At 64.1% G+C, this 14772-nt stretch carries 12 protein-coding genes, 2 tRNA genes and 1 pseudogene; 7 read left to right on the forward strand and 8 right to left on the reverse strand.

Going from position 1 to position 14772, the window contains the following annotated elements; translation table 11 throughout:
• A partial coding sequence (locus VEI45_RS06425; RefSeq protein WP_324851256.1) for an FAD-linked oxidase C-terminal domain-containing protein occupies positions 1 to 91 on the forward strand: 91 nt, incomplete at its 5' end.
• A 251-nt stretch (positions 92 to 342) separates the two neighbouring features.
• Here the strand turns inward: VEI45_RS06425 and VEI45_RS06430 are convergent.
• On the reverse strand, positions 343 to 972 hold the full coding sequence (locus tag VEI45_RS06430) for a TenA family protein (RefSeq protein WP_324851236.1): 630 nt from the start codon (positions 970 to 972) through the stop codon (positions 343 to 345).
• A gap of 343 nt (positions 973 to 1315) precedes the next feature.
• On the opposite strand from VEI45_RS06430, the pseudogene VEI45_RS06435 reads away from it, so the two are divergent.
• Together VEI45_RS06435 and VEI45_RS06440 are read left to right on the forward strand one after the other, a co-directional pair.
• Positions 1316 to 4477: pseudogene (locus tag VEI45_RS06435) on the forward strand (AAA family ATPase).
• 596 nt (positions 4478 to 5073) lie between these two features.
• Positions 5074 to 5997, forward strand: a complete 924-nt coding sequence (locus VEI45_RS06440; RefSeq protein WP_324851238.1) for a S53 family peptidase — start codon at positions 5074 to 5076, stop codon at positions 5995 to 5997.
• Between the two features lie 519 nt (positions 5998 to 6516).
• Here the strand turns inward: VEI45_RS06440 and VEI45_RS06445 are convergent.
• The gene (locus VEI45_RS06445) at positions 6517 to 6672 is read right to left on the reverse strand and encodes a hypothetical protein (RefSeq protein ID WP_324851240.1); all 156 of its coding nucleotides are present in this window, start codon (positions 6670 to 6672) and stop codon (positions 6517 to 6519) included.
• A 337-nt stretch (positions 6673 to 7009) separates the two neighbouring features.
• On the opposite strand from VEI45_RS06445, the gene VEI45_RS06450 reads away from it, so the two are divergent.
• Entirely contained in the window at positions 7010 to 7192 is a 183-nt protein-coding gene (locus tag VEI45_RS06450) for a recombinase XerD (RefSeq protein WP_324851242.1), read from the forward strand.
• 74 nt (positions 7193 to 7266) lie between these two features.
• Here VEI45_RS06450 and VEI45_RS06455 read toward each other — a convergent pair.
• A tRNA-Lys gene (locus VEI45_RS06455) sits at positions 7267 to 7339 on the reverse strand.
• Between the two features lie 176 nt (positions 7340 to 7515).
• On the opposite strand from VEI45_RS06455, the gene VEI45_RS06460 reads away from it, so the two are divergent.
• Positions 7516 to 8715, forward strand: a complete 1200-nt coding sequence (locus VEI45_RS06460; RefSeq protein ID WP_324851244.1) for a L,D-transpeptidase — start codon at positions 7516 to 7518, stop codon at positions 8713 to 8715.
• 19 nt (positions 8716 to 8734) lie between these two features.
• Here the strand turns inward: VEI45_RS06460 and VEI45_RS06465 are convergent, their stop codons facing one another.
• From VEI45_RS06465 to orn, 3 genes are all read right to left on the reverse strand, one after another.
• The gene (locus VEI45_RS06465) at positions 8735 to 9049 is read right to left on the reverse strand and encodes a hypothetical protein (protein ID WP_324851246.1); all 315 of its coding nucleotides are present in this window, start codon (positions 9047 to 9049) and stop codon (positions 8735 to 8737) included.
• A gap of 94 nt (positions 9050 to 9143) precedes the next feature.
• Positions 9144 to 9219 (reverse strand) — tRNA-His (locus tag VEI45_RS06470).
• Positions 9220 to 9266: 47 nt separating this feature from the next.
• Positions 9267 to 9914: an oligoribonuclease gene (gene orn / locus VEI45_RS06475; protein ID WP_324851258.1), complete on the reverse strand. Its 648-nt coding sequence runs from the start codon at positions 9912 to 9914 to the stop codon at positions 9267 to 9269.
• 116 nt (positions 9915 to 10030) lie between these two features.
• Between orn and VEI45_RS06480 the strand changes: the two genes are divergently transcribed.
• Positions 10031 to 11590 carry a helicase HerA-like domain-containing protein gene (locus VEI45_RS06480; RefSeq protein WP_324851248.1) on the forward strand — a complete coding sequence of 520 codons (1560 nt, stop codon included), beginning with the start codon at positions 10031 to 10033 and terminating at the stop codon, positions 11588 to 11590.
• A 1-nt stretch (position 11591) separates the two neighbouring features.
• On the opposite strand, the gene cmrA is transcribed toward VEI45_RS06480, so the two are convergent.
• Positions 11592 to 12395, reverse strand: coding sequence for a mycolate reductase (gene cmrA, locus VEI45_RS06485; RefSeq protein ID WP_324851250.1), 804 nt, complete (start codon positions 12393 to 12395; stop codon positions 11592 to 11594).
• Positions 12396 to 12458: 63 nt separating this feature from the next.
• Here cmrA and VEI45_RS06490 point away from each other — a divergent pair, with 63 nt between their 5' ends.
• Positions 12459 to 13784, forward strand: coding sequence for an MFS transporter (locus VEI45_RS06490; protein WP_324851252.1), 1326 nt, complete (start codon positions 12459 to 12461; stop codon positions 13782 to 13784).
• 2 nt (positions 13785 to 13786) lie between these two features.
• On the opposite strand, the gene VEI45_RS06495 is transcribed toward VEI45_RS06490, so the two are convergent.
• Positions 13787 to 14536 carry an MmpS family transport accessory protein gene (locus VEI45_RS06495; protein ID WP_324851254.1) on the reverse strand — a complete coding sequence of 250 codons (750 nt, stop codon included), beginning with the start codon at positions 14534 to 14536 and terminating at the stop codon, positions 13787 to 13789.
• Positions 14537 to 14772: the final 236 nt, after the last annotated feature.

Consider the following 14772-nt stretch of genomic DNA (forward strand, 5'->3'; position numbering starts at 1 on the left):
CCCCGACCCGTTCGCGGCGGCGCTGCGCGCAGCGAAGTCCGCACTTGACCCGGCCGGGATCCTCAACCCCGGGGTACTACTCGACCCCTGATCAGCCGTGCGATACCCGCAGTAGCTCGGCCAGGTTCGGCAGCTTCACGCGGCCCATTGCTCCAACGTCGGCAGCGCGCCCGTCGTGACGAGATCGGACGCACCGGTGCCGGGCTGGTCGAAGAAGATGAGCCGACCGAGCGATGTCAAAGCAGTTCTCGGGCACCGATCCGTCCCGCACGCCCGCCAGGAACGGGTGAACAGTGGCCGCCCGCCACGCGGCGGTGTGTCGGCTCACCAACGCATCGGCAGTCATCGCATCTTCCATCGAACGGCAGCGTCGAAGAACCCCAATTCGAGTTCCATCGCCTGCTGATACAGCACGGCCAGGCGGTCCTGATCGCCCCCGTAGCGGTCGAGCAGCACCTCTAGACGTCGCGCCAGGGACTCGAACTGCTCGCTGGAGTACGTCATCACCCACTCGCGATAGGGACTCTCGGGCTTGGTTTGAGCGGCCAGTTGCTGGCCGAGGAAGGCGTAGAGCCGCATGCACGGCGTCATCGCCGCCGTGATGTGGCCCACCGGCTCTAGCGCAGCCACCGCCAACAAGAAGTTGGTATACGCCGAGGTGGCGGAGTCTGGTGCTGGATGAAGATCGACCTCCCAGCGGGCCGCGTAACCCTGGTGAAGGCGCAGCTCGTCAGCGGCGGCGTCGAGTAGCTCCCTAAACGCGATCGGCCCGTCGTAATCCGGGCTTTTGGCCAGAGCCAAGGCGTAGGCGCGGCAGAACGCATCGAGGAAGGTGGCGTCCTGTCCTACGTAGTAGGCGAACCTAGCTCGGGGCAACTCCCCCGACGCGATGCCCCGGACGAACGGATGCTCCAGCGCGGCCTGCGCCAGGACCCGGTTCCGGTGCCACAACGACTCGGAAAGCGAGGCCACCAACCAAGCCTAAGGCTGGGCATGGCCTCGACCACCGAGGGCGTCGACGACCCGAATCGCCGCCAGCGCGGGAGCCAAAGCCGACCAGAGATCAGCTACAGCGACTATCGGGATCGCTATCGCGATATGGCGAGAACGCTTGAGTTCGAAGGCCACGCCGCCTGGGCTGAGGCCATGCCATGACGCCCGGCATCCAGGGAGGGCAGCCCACGTTGTCTTGAAACAGACGACATACGAGGGTCTCAAAACTTCGTGTCGGAGATGGCACGGCGATATGACGGACATCGTTGACCAGCGGTGAAACGATACTGATGTGGACCGCAGCGGGAATGGTGGCGGTGGACTGACCGCGACGGGGCTGGTGTGCGGGTCGTGCGGCGCGCAGTCCAGCCCGACGGCCAAGTTCTGCGCCGAGTGCGGCACGCGACTCACGCAGGCCACCGAGCACGCCGAGTACAAGCAGGTGACGGTGCTGTTCGCCGACGTGGTGCGCTCGATGGACATCGCGGCAGCGGTGGGGGCGGAGCGGCTGCGCGAGATCATGACCAACCTGGTCGACCGTGCTTCGGCGATTGTGCAGCGTTATGGCGGCACGGTGGACAAGTTCACGGGCGATGGGATCATGGCGGTGTTCGGTGCACCGGTGGCGTTGGAGGACCACGCAATCCGGGCTTGTCTGGCTGCCTTGGGCGTTCAGGAGGAGACCGCCCGGCTAGCCGCTGAGGTCAAAGACCGGGACGATATCGACCTACAGTTGCGGGTCGGCCTGAACTCCGGTCAGGTGATCACCGGGGAGATCGGCACGGCTGCAACGGGTTACACAGCTGTCGGTGAACAGGTCGGGTTGGCTCAGCGGATGGAGTCCGTCGCTCCGCCGGGTGGGGTGATGCTGAGCGCGTCGACAGCGCGACATGTTGAGGGCGCAGCGGACCTCGGGGAATCTGAGCTGGTTGAGATCAAGGGTGTCGACGCGCCGGTGCCCACCTGTCGGCTGCTGGGCATGGGAGAACAGCAGCGCGTGGTCGGGCGTGGTGAGTCGAGTCTGGTTGGTCGTCGGTGGGAGATGTCCACCGTCAAGGGGTTGTTGGATCGTGCCATCGACGGGCATGGCGGTGTGGTCGGCGTGGTGGGGTCACCCGGCATCGGTAAGAGCCGCCTGGTGCGCGAGGTTGCGGCGATGGCTCGTCGCCGCAATGTGGAGGTGTTCACCACCTTCTGCGAATCGCACGCCACCGACGTTCCGTTTCGTGTCGTGGCCCGGCTGTTGCGCACGGCCTTTGGTGTCGAGGGTCTTGACGGGCAGGAAGCCCGCAATCGAGTCCGGGATCGAGTTCCCGATGCAGACTCCGAGGACTTGTTGCTCTTCGATGACCTGCTGGGCACCGCCGATCCCGATGTCGAGCTGCCCAAGATCGATCCGGATGCCCGGCGGCGGCGGTTGACCGCGCTGGTGAACGCCGCCTCGTTGGCCCGCGAAAGACCGGGGGTCTACGTCATCGAGGACGCCCACTGGATCGATGAGGTCAGCGAGTCGATGCTGGCCGGGTTCCTCATGGTGATCCCGCAGACACCCTCACTGGTGCTGGTCACCTACCGACCGGAGTACGAGGGGGCGTTGGCTCGGGTGCACGGTGCCCACACCGTTGCCCTTGCGCCGCTGAGTGATTCAGAAACCACGGCGCTGGTCTCCGAGCTGCTCGGCCCGGACCCCTCCGTTGGCGAGCTGGGCCAGAAGATCGCCGAAAGGGCCGCCGGGAATCCGTTTTTCGCCGAGGAGATCGTGCGGGAACTCGCCGAGCGCGGTGAGTTGGTAAGAGAGACTGGGGCATACATCCTGACGGCAGAGGTTGGCGAGGTGAGCGTGCCCGCCACGTTGCAGGCGACCATCGCCGCGCGCATCGATCGGCTTGCGCCAGAAGCGAAACGAACGTTGAGCGCAGCGGCGGTCATCGGGTCGCGGTTCAACCTGGACCTGCTGACCCAGCTAGGCGCGGAAACCGCCGTTGCCGAACCGGTGGCAGCCCAGTTGATCGATCAGGTCAAATTCACCCGCCAACCCGAGTATGTGTTTCACCATCCGCTGATTCGTGCGGTGGCCTATGAGTCCCAGCTCAAATCGGATCGGGCCGAGTTGCACCGGCGGCTGGCGGGGGCGATTGAACAACGGGAGCCGGATTCGGTCGACGAAAATTCCGCCTTGATTGCCGAGCATCTTGAGGCCGCAGGCGATCTCCACGCCGCCTAGGGCTGGCACATGCGCGCTGCGGCGTGGTCAACCAACCGTGACCTTGGCGCGGCGCGAGTCAGTTGGGAGCGCGCCCGCCAGATCGCCGATAAGTTGCCGACCGACTACGCGATGCGGATCGCCCCCCGCACGATGCTATGCGCCACCGCGTGGCGCGGGGACTATCTGGGCATCTCCCACCGCGTTGACGAGCTGCGCGAGTTGTGCGCTGCGGCAGGAGACAAGGCGTCTCTGGCCATCGGCATGGTCGGCCTAGCCAGCGAGCACATGCTCTATGGCCGCGTGCGCGATGCGTCGCGGCTCTTCGCCGAGCAGACCGCTCTAGTCGAGTCGATAGGTGATTCGACACTCATCGTCGGGCTGACCGCTGTGGCAGCAGCGGTCAACGTTGCCAACGGCGAGCTGGCCGACCTACTGCGGCGGTCGCAAAGAGTCATCGAACTGGCCGACGGCGATCCCACCAAAGGCAACTTCATGCTGGGGTCACCGTTGGGGTGCGCGTTGGTAGCTCGCGGCATCGCACGATGGTGGCTGGGTCTTAGCGGGTGGCGAGACGACTTGGCCAGCGGCGTCGAATTAGCTCGAAGCGCCGACGCGGCGACTTATGCCACGGTCGTTGCCTGGAAATACGGGTTTGCGATAGGCACTGGGGTACTCATCGCCGACGACAACGCGGTGAGCGACATCGAAGAAGCACTACGGATCGCCGAAGGTTCCGGCGACGACACCGCGCTCGGCATGGCCAAGTTTGCGCTCGCTGTCGCTCTTGAGCATCGGGACTCCGCAGCGGACCGTCAGCGTGCACTCGAGCTGTTGGAGCAGGTCCGGGATATGTGCTTGCACCAACGGTTCTACTCGTCGGAGATACCGGCCATCGACTTGTGGGTCGCACGCGAGAGCGCCCGGCGTGGAGACCGCGATGGTGCAATCCCGTCAATGCGCCAGGCTCTCGACGATATGTTCAATGCGGGACAGCTCGGGAATTGGGCTAATGCCAGCGCCTTATTGTCGGAGACGCTTCTGGAACGCGGCGGGGTCAATGATGTGGCCGAAGCTGAGGCCGCGATTGACCGATTGGCCGCCATATCAGCCGATCACGGCTGGGCGATAAGCGAGGTCTGGCTGCTGCGGGTGCGCGCGCTGCTGGCCCGCGCGCAGGGCGACGAGACCGCGTACCGCGACTATCGGGATCGCTACCGCGACATGGCGAAAACGCTTGGCTTCGAGGGGCATATCGCCTGGGCCGAGGCAATGCCATGACGACGTCGGGATTGGCTTGCGGCTCGTGGGCACCGCATCGCTTACTACGACCGGGCGCAGTCAAGGGGTTCACGGACCAGCGCGACCTTGTATCGGCGCGAGGGTTACCGGAATCCCCGCCTTGTGCGGACGGCAGAAACATCCATCGTGGGTGATGGTGATGAAACGACGCCTTCTGACACAGTTCCCGCCGATCGCGTTCTAGTGTCAATCGCGTTGCGAGTTCAACACTTTCCCTTTCGCAGGTCTTTTAATGCCTACGATCCAGGGGCTGGTTTGTGACCTCGGGGGTTGCTGCCGCATCCGGTCGGAAGGGGGGCGTTGTGCGGAAGCTACTCCTCGTGGTGTGCCTTGTATTGGTTTCTGGGTTTCTGGCAGTACCTCCAGCGCATGCGTTTCCACCCCCATTGCCACCATTCGGCTGGTCGAAGCACGTGTGCAACCTGCCAAGCCCGGGTGACGTGCGGTGCCATGCGATCGTTCGAACAGACGACAGGCTCAACCCACTGGCGACCACCGAGCCTGCCGGGTACGGCCCGGCGGACTTGCGGAGCGCTTACGCCATCACCACGAACGGGACCGACACCATCGCCATCGTGGATGCCTACGGGTACCCCAACGCCGAGGCCGACCTAGCCGTATATCGGGCGCAGTTCGGGTTGCCGCCCTGCACGACCGTCAACGGGTGCTTTTACAAGCTCAATCAGCGCGGCCAGCCGTTGCCCTTGCCGACGAACAATATTCCCTGGAGTCAGGAGCAGGCTGTCGATTTGGACATGGCCAGCGCTATCTGCCCGGGCTGCAAGCTGATATTGCTCGAGGTCAACACGGCCAGTATTGCAAACATCAGTACCGCGGTCGCAACAGCTGGGCGGCTAGGCGCACATGCGATCAGCAATAGCTACGGTGTGCCCGAGAGCTATTCGTACACGATATATGCGCCAAGGTACAACATCGCGGGAGTTGCAGTGACGGCGAGCAGTGGCGACGCCGGATACGGTGTTGAATTTCCCGCGTCGTCGCCATACGTGATTGCCGTCGGCGGCACGAGTTTAGCCCCGGCGAGCACTGCGCGTGGGTGGAGCGAAACAGCGTGGAGCGGAACCGGGAGTGGCTGTAGCGCCACTTTCGCAAAGCCGCCATGGCAAACGGATCGCGGCTGCAAACACCGCACTGTCGGCGACGTCTCGGCCGTTGCCGATCCAAACACCGGGGTTGCGGTATATGCGCCTGGGTCATCAGGCGTCAGCGGTTGGTACGTCTTTGGCGGGACAAGCGTGGCCTCACCGATCATTGCTGCCGCCTACGCGATCAATGGCGGTGCGGTGAACTACGCAGCCGGCATTTATTCGCACGCAAACGATTTGAACGACGTAACGTCCGGGTCGGACGGAAGCTGCACGGTAGCCTACCTCTGCACAGCAGAGGTAGGGTACGACGGTCCGACGGGACTCGGCACTCCCAGAGGGACTGCGGCTTTCGGCGGTAGCACCGCGTCCCCGCTGAGCATCTTTCAATAGCCCGAGCCGGGACCGGCATGTCGAAAGCAACGCTTGCTTCGTAATTCTCGACCGATGGCTCTGCCGCTCAAACAATTTGCGCTTGTTCATGTCTGGGTGCAGCGCCGAACCAACGGGCAGACTCGGCGCGAAACTGCTACGGCTTCCAGCGGGGCGAAAACCGATGGGGTTATTCCTCCAACGACAGAGCCGATATTGCGGGTTCTCGCGGCATCATCTCCGGACGCCGGTGCATCGCCACGGACTGACCTGGTGTGCCTACGGATCAGAAGGCTAGCGGTCCCGCTCTCTTTCCGCCGATCAGACAGCGCCGCGTATCGGGCTACTGTACGGCGGCCTGGACAGGCATTGCGTCCGCAGTGCGTCCGCAGTAGCTTCGTCAAGCGCCGTCGCCCGCCAACATCATCAACCCGCTGACCGGCGACTTTCCCGTTTAGCCAACGCAGTCAACCGCGACAAACGCCCATGTTTACTCGTTCGCATCGAGTAGGTCAGATGGTTATCTAGCAAGCGTCTAAGTCATCGATCGGCCTTCGGAACGCCGGCCAAGTGGTCGAACCGTGCCTGCATCTCGGCGATGACCTTCTGGCGCCGCGGCGACACCTCATCGCGGTTCAGCAGCTCGACGTAGCGGCCTGTCTCAAACGCACGCAGATTCGTGTTCAACCTGCGCATTTCAGCCTCGGCGCTGACCTTGCAGCCATCTGAACAGAACCGCGACGGCCGCCCACCACGAGGACCGGGCGGCTGCAAATCGCCCCCGCACTTGACGCACTCGGTCGGTCGATACTTCATTGACCTGCACTTTCTAGTTTTGAATTGGGTTACGCTCTGCTAGAAACGGCGAATCGTGTTGAATGGCAAAGCGTTTCGCTGTGTCTAATAGTTTTGGCCCGAAAACGTCACTTTTTCGAAAACATGTCAGCACACACGCCAAGTTGGCCGGGGTCGCTTCCGGTGGCCATCGTGGAGATCCGAAGCCCCCCATCGGGGGATATGCACAAAGCCGTTTTTGAGCGGCACAACGTCGCACGCGGCCGTGCAGCGGTACCTCCGCGGGGTTCCGCTGGCGGTGATCGCCAAGTGGCTCGGGCACGCCAATCCGGCCATCACCGCGCGCATCTACGCCCACTCCCAAGACGAGGCGTTGGCCGCTGCTGCGGCGAGTTTGGGTGCGGTTGTGACATCTTCGTGACACCGAGGCCGGGCCGGGGAATCGGTGCCATGACGTGGATTCGCGTAATGGCAGGTCAAGCTAATGTTTGTGAGTGCGCCGTCAGGGTTTCGAACCCCGGACCCGCTGATTAAGAGTCAGCTGCTCTACCAACTGAGCTAACGGCGCGTGAATCCTGCTGGACTGCGTTTGCGAGAATAACAGCCATTCCGTCGGCGTACGAAATCGTCGAGTCAGGGATTGACCGCTGGTCACTGTTAGCAGTCGTCTACCGCTTAGAATACTCGCCAATAACACAACGTTGCTGGTGGCGAGGGGGAGCAGGGTACGTGGCAGGTCGCTCGATGACGCGTCAGCGCTTGTGCCGCCGATGGTTGGCCGCGCTGATGGTCCCGCTTGTCGTTTTCGGCGCGGGGGCCTGCAGCGGCAGCGGCGGTAACCCGCCGCCGAAGGCCATCATGGACAAGGCCACCCCGTTTGGTGACCTTCTCGTCCCCAAGATCAGCGCTTCGGTGACCGACGGCACCGTGGGCGTCGCGGTGGACAGGCCGGTGACGGTGACCGCTGACGACGGTGTACTGGCCTCCGTCGAGATGGTCAACGAATACGGGCGGTCGCTGAGTGGCCAGCTCAGCCCCGACGGCGTGCGTTGGTCGACCACCGAGCCGCTGGGCTACAACCGGAGCTACACGCTGACCGCCAAAGCGCGTGGGCTGGGCGGTGTGGCCACCCGCGAAATAACCTTCCAGACTCAATCGCCGCAGAACCTGGCGATGCCGTATGCGATGCCGCACGACGGCGAGGTGGTGGGCGTCGGCGAGCCGCTGGCGATCCGGTTCGACGAGAACATCGCTGACCGCGCTGCGGCCGAGAAGGCCATCGTGGTAACCACCGACCCGCCCGTCGAAGGTGCGTTCTACTGGCTCAACAACCGTGAAGTGCGTTGGCGCCCTGAGCATTTCTGGAAGCCAGGCACCGCGGTGAACGTCGCGGTCAACACCTACGGCGTCGACCTGGGTGACGGGGTTTTCGGCGAGGACAACCTGCGCACCCACTTCACCATCGGCGACGAGGTCATCGCGACGGTCGACGACACCACCAAGATGGTGACCGTGCGGGTCAACGGCGAGGTGGTCAAGACCATGCCGACGTCGATGGGCAAGGACAGCACACCGACCGCCAGCGGCTTCTACATACTCGGCGAGCGGTTCGCGCACATGATCATGGACTCGTCGACCTACGGAGTTCCGGTCAACTCGCCCAACGGCTATCGCACCGAAGTGGATTTCGCCACGCAGATGTCCTACAGCGGTGTGTTCGTGCATTCGGCGCCGTGGTCGGTGGGTGCTCAGGGCCACAGCAATACCAGCCACGGTTGCCTGAATGTCAGTCCCAGCAATGCGCAATGGTTCTTCGAGCACACCAAGCGCGGCGATATCGTGCAAGTGCTCAACACCATCGGTCCACCACTGTCGGGCACGGAAGGTCTTGGCGACTGGAACATTCCGTGGGATCAGTGGCACGCCGGTAACGCCAAGGCGTGACGCCGCTGCGCTGCGACAGCTAGATCCCTATCCACACCCACTGCCCATGACCGCCATCCCATACCGGGCGGAGCTGCAGCTGCTGCGCCCACGGCGGCGGTGGAGGGGGTGGCGGGATGTCCGCCGGTGCGAATTGCGGCGCATAGGCCGGCTTCGGTGTATACCACGCTGGCGGCGGCGGTGGCGGCTTGCATTCGTTGGTCCACACGTTGCGTGACCAGTTCGGGTCGCATTGTGCCGAGCTAACTCCCGGCGTCGCGACGGTCACGGCCGCCATCGGAACTAGCGCGACCGCGACCACACGAGCGACCAGACGGCGAGCGGAACCTGTCATCGTCGCCTCCCAGCGGGATCCGTATTGGACCTTTGCGTGGTTCAGCTTATGCCCTATGCAAAAGGTCAGAGGGCGAAAATACCCTCTGACCTGTTGGGGTGAGTGACGGGACTCGAACCCGCGACATTCAGGATCACAACCTGACGCTCTACCAACTGAACTACACCCACCATGGCCGCCGGCCGGACCCATGAGGCGACAAGCGGCGACGTCGATACTAGCCGTTCGGGCCCTCGGCGGCCGAATCGATTGTCTCCGGCGTGGTCGCCTCACCGCCAAGCTCGACGGCAACCGCGGCAATGTCGCTGGTGGCAGGCCCCGGCGGCGGCACGAACGCGGTGCGGCGGTAATACTGCAGTTCGCGGATGGATTCGTGAATGTCGGCCAATGCGCGGTGCGCCAAGCCTTTGGCGGGCTGGCCGTAGTAGATGCGCGGGTACCAGCGGCGGCAGAGTTCTTTGATCGAGCTCACATCGATCATCCGGTAGTGCAGAAACGAGTCGAGGACAGGCATGTCGCGGGCGATGAATCCACGGTCGGTGGCGATGGAGTTGCCGGCGAGCGGTGCCGTTTTGGCTTGTTTGACGTGCTCACGGATGTAGTCGAGCACCGTCGTCTCCGCCGCAGCCACGTCCACAGTGGACGCGCGCACCTCCTCGATAAGGCCGGACCGGGTGTGCATTTCGGTGACCACGTCGATCATCGACGACAATGCCGCGTCGTCGGCGTGGATCACCACGTCGACGCCGTCGCCCAAAACGTTCAGGTCAGCGTCGGTGACCAGGACGGCGATTTCGATCAACTTGTCCGAGCGCAGGTCCAGCCCGGTCATCTCGCAGTCGATCCACACCAGTTCGTCCCGCACAGCGTTCACAGTAGGCAAAGTTAGCTGCCAGACCTGCAGCCACCCCGGCCGGGCGCGACAGCAAGTAAGGTCATGCGTTGTCGGTACTACGACTAGTAGGGGAGGCAGAGGTCGCAATGAGCTCCGACTCGACACCGAGTAGCGCATCGGCGGGAACTCCAGTGGCTCGAGCGCAGCAGATCGCAGCCGGTTACGCCGTCGAGGGCCAGGCCCTGGAGTTGGGTACGGTCGTCGTCGACGGCACGACAGACCCAGCCGCACAAATCCGCATCCCGCTCGCCACTGTCAACCGGCACGGTTTGGTGGCCGGAGCGACCGGTACCGGCAAGACCAAGACGCTGCAGGTGATCGCCGAGCAGCTGTCCGCGGCGGGCGTGCCGGTGTTGATGGCCGACGTTAAAGGCGACCTCTCCGGTCTGTCGCGCCCCGGTGAGAGCAACGACAAGACCGCCGCGCGCGCCAAGGAGACCGGCGACAAGTGGGAGGCGAGCGCCTTTCCCGTCGACTTTCTGTCGCTGGGCACCAAGGGTATCGGTGTTCCGGTGCGCGCGACGATTGCCAGTTTCGGCCCGATCCTGTTGTCAAAGGTGTTGGGCCTTAACTCTACTCAGGAATCAACGCTGGGCCTCATCTTCCACTGGGCCGGGCAGCAAGACTACGAGCTGCTGGATCTAAAAGACCTGCGGGCCGTAATTGGCTACCTCACCAGCGACCAAGGCAAGACCGAGCTGAAGTCGCTGGGCGGCGTATCGGCGCAAACGGCCGGCGTCATCCTGCGCGCCCTGGTCAATCTGGAAGCCGAAGGCGCCGATACCTTTTTCGGCGAGCCCGAACTAAAACCCAAGGACCTCCTGCGTTTTGACGACAAAGGCCGCGGCGTTATCTCGCTGCTGGAGTTGGGCGACCAGGCCGCACGCCCGGTGCTGTTCTCCACCTTCTTGATGTGGGTGCTGTCCGATCTTTTCAAGTCTCTGCCCGAGATCGGCGACGTGGACAAACCCAAGCTGGTGTTCTTCTTCGACGAGGCCCACCTGTTGTTCACCGAAGCGTCGAAGGCATTCCTGGAACAGGTCGAGCAGACTGTCAAGCTGATCCGCTCCAGGGGTGTTGGCGTGTTCTTCTGCACCCAGTTGCCCACCGATGTGCCCAACGAGGTGCTGTCGCAGTTGGGTGCGCGCATCCAGCACGCGCTGCGTGCGTTCACTCCCGATGACCAGCAAGCGTTGACCAAAACCGTTCGCACGTACCCGAAAACCGATGTCTACGATCTGGCTTCGGCGTTGACCTCGCTGGGTATCGGCGAAGCCGTGGTCACGGTGTTGTCGGAACGGGGCGCCCCCACCCCGGTCGCGTGGACCCGGCTGCGCTCGCCGCGCTCGCTGATGGCAGCCATCGGTGACGATGCGATCAGCGCGGCGGCCAAGGGCAGCCCGCTGCAGGCCACCTACGGCGAGACCAAAGACCGGGAATCGGCGTATGAGAAGATCCAAGCCAAGATTGCGCAGGCCGCCGCCGATCAGCCGGCGGAGGCGGGATCGAAATCGCCCGCGGCTGCGAATAAGCCGGGCTGGTGGAAGCGGTTCGTCAACAGCCGCGGTTTCCAGACCTTTCTCAAGGCGCTCGGCACTGAGCTCATCCGCGGCATGTTCGGCGGCGGTGGGCGCCGTCGTCGATAGGTCAGCCGCCGAGCTTTTTGTAGAAGCTTCCGACGATCGGCGCGATGATAGCGCGTGGCGCATACCCGCTCGCCACCGACATAGCTTTGGACGTCAAGCCTGGGACGACGCGCATTTTGTTGCGCGCCAAAGCATTTAGTGATATGCGCGCGGTGTGCTCGGTGGAGATCCACAAGAAGTCCGGCACCAACTTCTCGACGATCGACGCTTCGGCCGGGTCTGGTAGCTCGGTACGTACCGGGCCGGGTGCCAGCAGCGTGACGTGCACACCGGATTTACGCAGTTCCCCGCGCAAGGATTCGCTGAACGTATTCACGAACGCCTTGCTGGCCGCATAGGTCGCGTTGTAGGGGATCGGTGAATTCCCCGCCGCCGAACCAGAAATCAAGATGCCGCCGGCCTTCCGCTCGATCATCCCCGGCAGCACCGCGAGCACGAGATCATGCACGGCGATCGCGTTCAGCTGTACCTGAGCCCTTTCCGCCGCGGCGTCGAGTGTCGAGACCGGACCAAAGGTCGCAGTGCCGGCGTTGGCGCACAGGATCGAGATGTTACGAGTGGCCAACTCGTCTACCAGTTTTGCGCGTTCCGCCGTATCGGCGAGGTCGGCGGGGCGAACTTCGACGGCTACTCCGTACTCGTCGGTCAGGCGGCCGGCCAGGTTGGTGAGAAGGTCTTCGCGGCGCGCGGTGATGATCAGGCTGTGGCCGCGGGCGGCCAGTTCGGTGGCCAGTGCCTTGCCGATGTTTTGGGAGGCTCCGGTGACAACGGCACGAGCGTCGGGGTTAGGCGCGGGCACTGGCATGCGCCAATCGTAGACATGGGGTGGGAGCGCACCGGGTCGGCGACCCAACGTTAGAGTCCGAGCATGAGCAACCGGGGGACGGGTTCGCGCAGATCTGAGCGATCCCGGGTGCTGACGTGGGCACTGTGGGACACCGGTGCTGCCGGACTGAGCGCGATCGTGGTGACATTCGTGTTCTCGGTTTATCTGACCGGCAGCGTCGGCCAGGGGCTGCCCGGTGGTGCTCCACCGGCGAGCTGGCTGGGTCGCGCGCTGGCGGTCGCCGGGGTGACCATTGCGCTGCTGGCGCCGTTGATCGGCGTGTGGGTGGAGGATCCGCACCGGCGCCGCGTGGCCTTGACCGTGCTGACCGGCCTGGCGGTGGCGCTGACGTGCGCGATGAGCCTGATCCGTGAGCGTCCGGAGTATCTGTGGCCGGGATTGGCGCTACTCGCGGCGGCCGCGGCGTGCGGTGATCTGGCCAGCGTCCCGTACAACGCGATGCTGCGTCAGCTTTCGACGCCACAAAATTCCGGGCGGATCTCCGGTTTCGGTTTGGCGGCCGGATTTAGCGGCAGCGTCATGCTGCTGCTGGTGGTCTACTTCGGTTTCGTCTCCGGCAAGGGCGCCACCCGCGGATTGCTGCACCTCCCCGCCGCGGACGGCATGAACGTCCGGACGGCGATGCTGTTTGCCGCGGGGTGGTTGGCAGTGTTGGCGCTGCCGCTGCTGCTGACCGCGCACCGGCTGCCTTCCGTTGGCCAGGTGGCCCGTCCAGGGAGGGGTCTGCTTGGCGGTTACCGCAAGTTGTGGACCGAACTGGCCGCCGAATGGCGCCGGGATCGCAACTTGGTGTACTTCCTGCTGGCCGCCGCGGTGTTTCGGGATGGGCTTGCCGGCCTGTTCACCTTCGGCGGCGTGCTGGGCGTCAACGTGTATGGGATCTCACCGGCCGATGTGCTGATTTTCGGCGTGGCCGCGAGCGTGGTGGCGGCGCTCGGGGCTGTGCTCGGCGGGCTAGTCGACGACCGGTTCGGATCCAAGCCGGTGATCGTCGTATCGCTGGCCAGCATCATCGTGTTCGGTCTCACGATGATGGTGTTGTCCGGTCCTCGCGCGTTCTGGCTCACCGGACTGCTGTTGTGCCTGTTCATCGGGCCGGCGCAGGCATCGGCGCGCACGCTGCTGCTCAGGATGTCCAGACACGGTAAGGAAGGTGTGGCCTTCGGCCTCTACACGATGACCGGGCGTGCGGTGTCGTTCCTAGCGCCGTGGCTGTTTTCGGTCTTTGTCGACGTGTTCGGCGCCGTTCGCGCCGGCATGGGCGGGCTGTGTTTGGTGATGGGTGTCGGGCTGCTGGGCCTGTTGAAGGTGCGTGCCCCCCGAACCGTTACGGCTGACGCGGGTTGAGCTCAGCTTGATCCGTTGCACACCGTCAGGCCGACGCCGGTGCGCTCGGTGACCTCGACCCCGTCGAGAGTCACCGAACAGGTGACATCGTGGCCGATGTTGATGATCGTGATGTTCGGCTGCCGGCCGCCTGAATCCGGCAGGCTGACTTCCTTGCTCCACGGAAGCGCGACGTTGAATTCGGTATGCATCATCCCGTCGTTGTCCACGTAGGTGATGCTGATCGCGCGGCCTTCGCCGCTCACGTTGTAGACCACGTCCTGCATCGCGCTCGCGTTGCTGGGCGGACTGGATTCGGTGCTGGTCGGCGCGGATGTGGCGGCCGACGGCGAGGGCGACGTCGGTGTGGTCGACGCCGGGGAACTTGGCATCGCCGGCAGCGGTGAGACCGCGGTTTGCCTCCCGGCCGTGCCATTGGCGATCACTAGGGCGATGACTAGGGCCGCAACCAGCAGCACCGCCGCGGCAGCGGCGATCCACAACCAGCGCGGTGCCTTCGGTCTTCCAGGTGGGGGTTCTTCTGTCGGCTGATCCGGTGGAGGCTGACCGTGCAGCCAGTACTGGGGCAGCTGCTCGGTCGAGTGGGTTGCGTTCGCGTTGGGTGCATAGCCGGGGTAATACGGGGGCGAATAGTATGAGTGCCCGCTGTACGCCGGGTCGACGTACTGCGGATAAGGCTGACGTATTCGTCGGGTTTCCTCGGTCCCTTGTCGAGATGAACGGGTGTGTTCGGACCAATGAGGATCGTTCATATCCACCTCATGGCTGCAGGGTACCTGCAGCACCACGCGCTGCGCCGAGACATTCGCCAAGCGGCTGGAGCCCGTACACGCTGAGTCAGATTGCAGAGAGCCGAAGCGACGCCGGTGCGCTTTCGGGCACGATCGGACTGCTCGGCCGAACCGGCGAAATCCGCTGGTAGGCGGAGCCGAGCGGAGGACGTGGGTCGGGTTCGCCTTTGTTGGGCCAGAGCGCGACCGCCCGTTCC

Source organism: Mycobacterium sp. (genome assembly GCF_035623875.1).
Classification (GTDB): domain Bacteria; phylum Actinomycetota; class Actinomycetes; order Mycobacteriales; family Mycobacteriaceae; genus Mycobacterium.

Coding starts and splice junctions, on each gene's coding strand:
- VEI45_RS06490 (WP_324851252.1), top strand. CDS start 12,459: ATGAGCAACCGGGGGACGGGTTCGCGCAGATCTGAGCGATCCCGGGTG.
- VEI45_RS06465 (WP_324851246.1), bottom strand. CDS start 9,049: ATGACAGGTTCCGCTCGCCGTCTGGTCGCTCGTGTGGTCGCGGTCGCG.
- VEI45_RS06495 (WP_324851254.1), bottom strand. CDS start 14,536: ATGAACGATCCTCATTGGTCCGAACACACCCGTTCATCTCGACAAGGG.
- VEI45_RS06460 (WP_324851244.1), top strand. CDS start 7,516: ATGACGCGTCAGCGCTTGTGCCGCCGATGGTTGGCCGCGCTGATGGTC.
- VEI45_RS06480 (WP_324851248.1), top strand. CDS start 10,031: ATGAGCTCCGACTCGACACCGAGTAGCGCATCGGCGGGAACTCCAGTG.
- cmrA (WP_324851250.1), bottom strand. CDS start 12,395: ATGCCAGTGCCCGCGCCTAACCCCGACGCTCGTGCCGTTGTCACCGGA.
- VEI45_RS06445 (WP_324851240.1), bottom strand. CDS start 6,672: ATGCGCAGGTTGAACACGAATCTGCGTGCGTTTGAGACAGGCCGCTAC.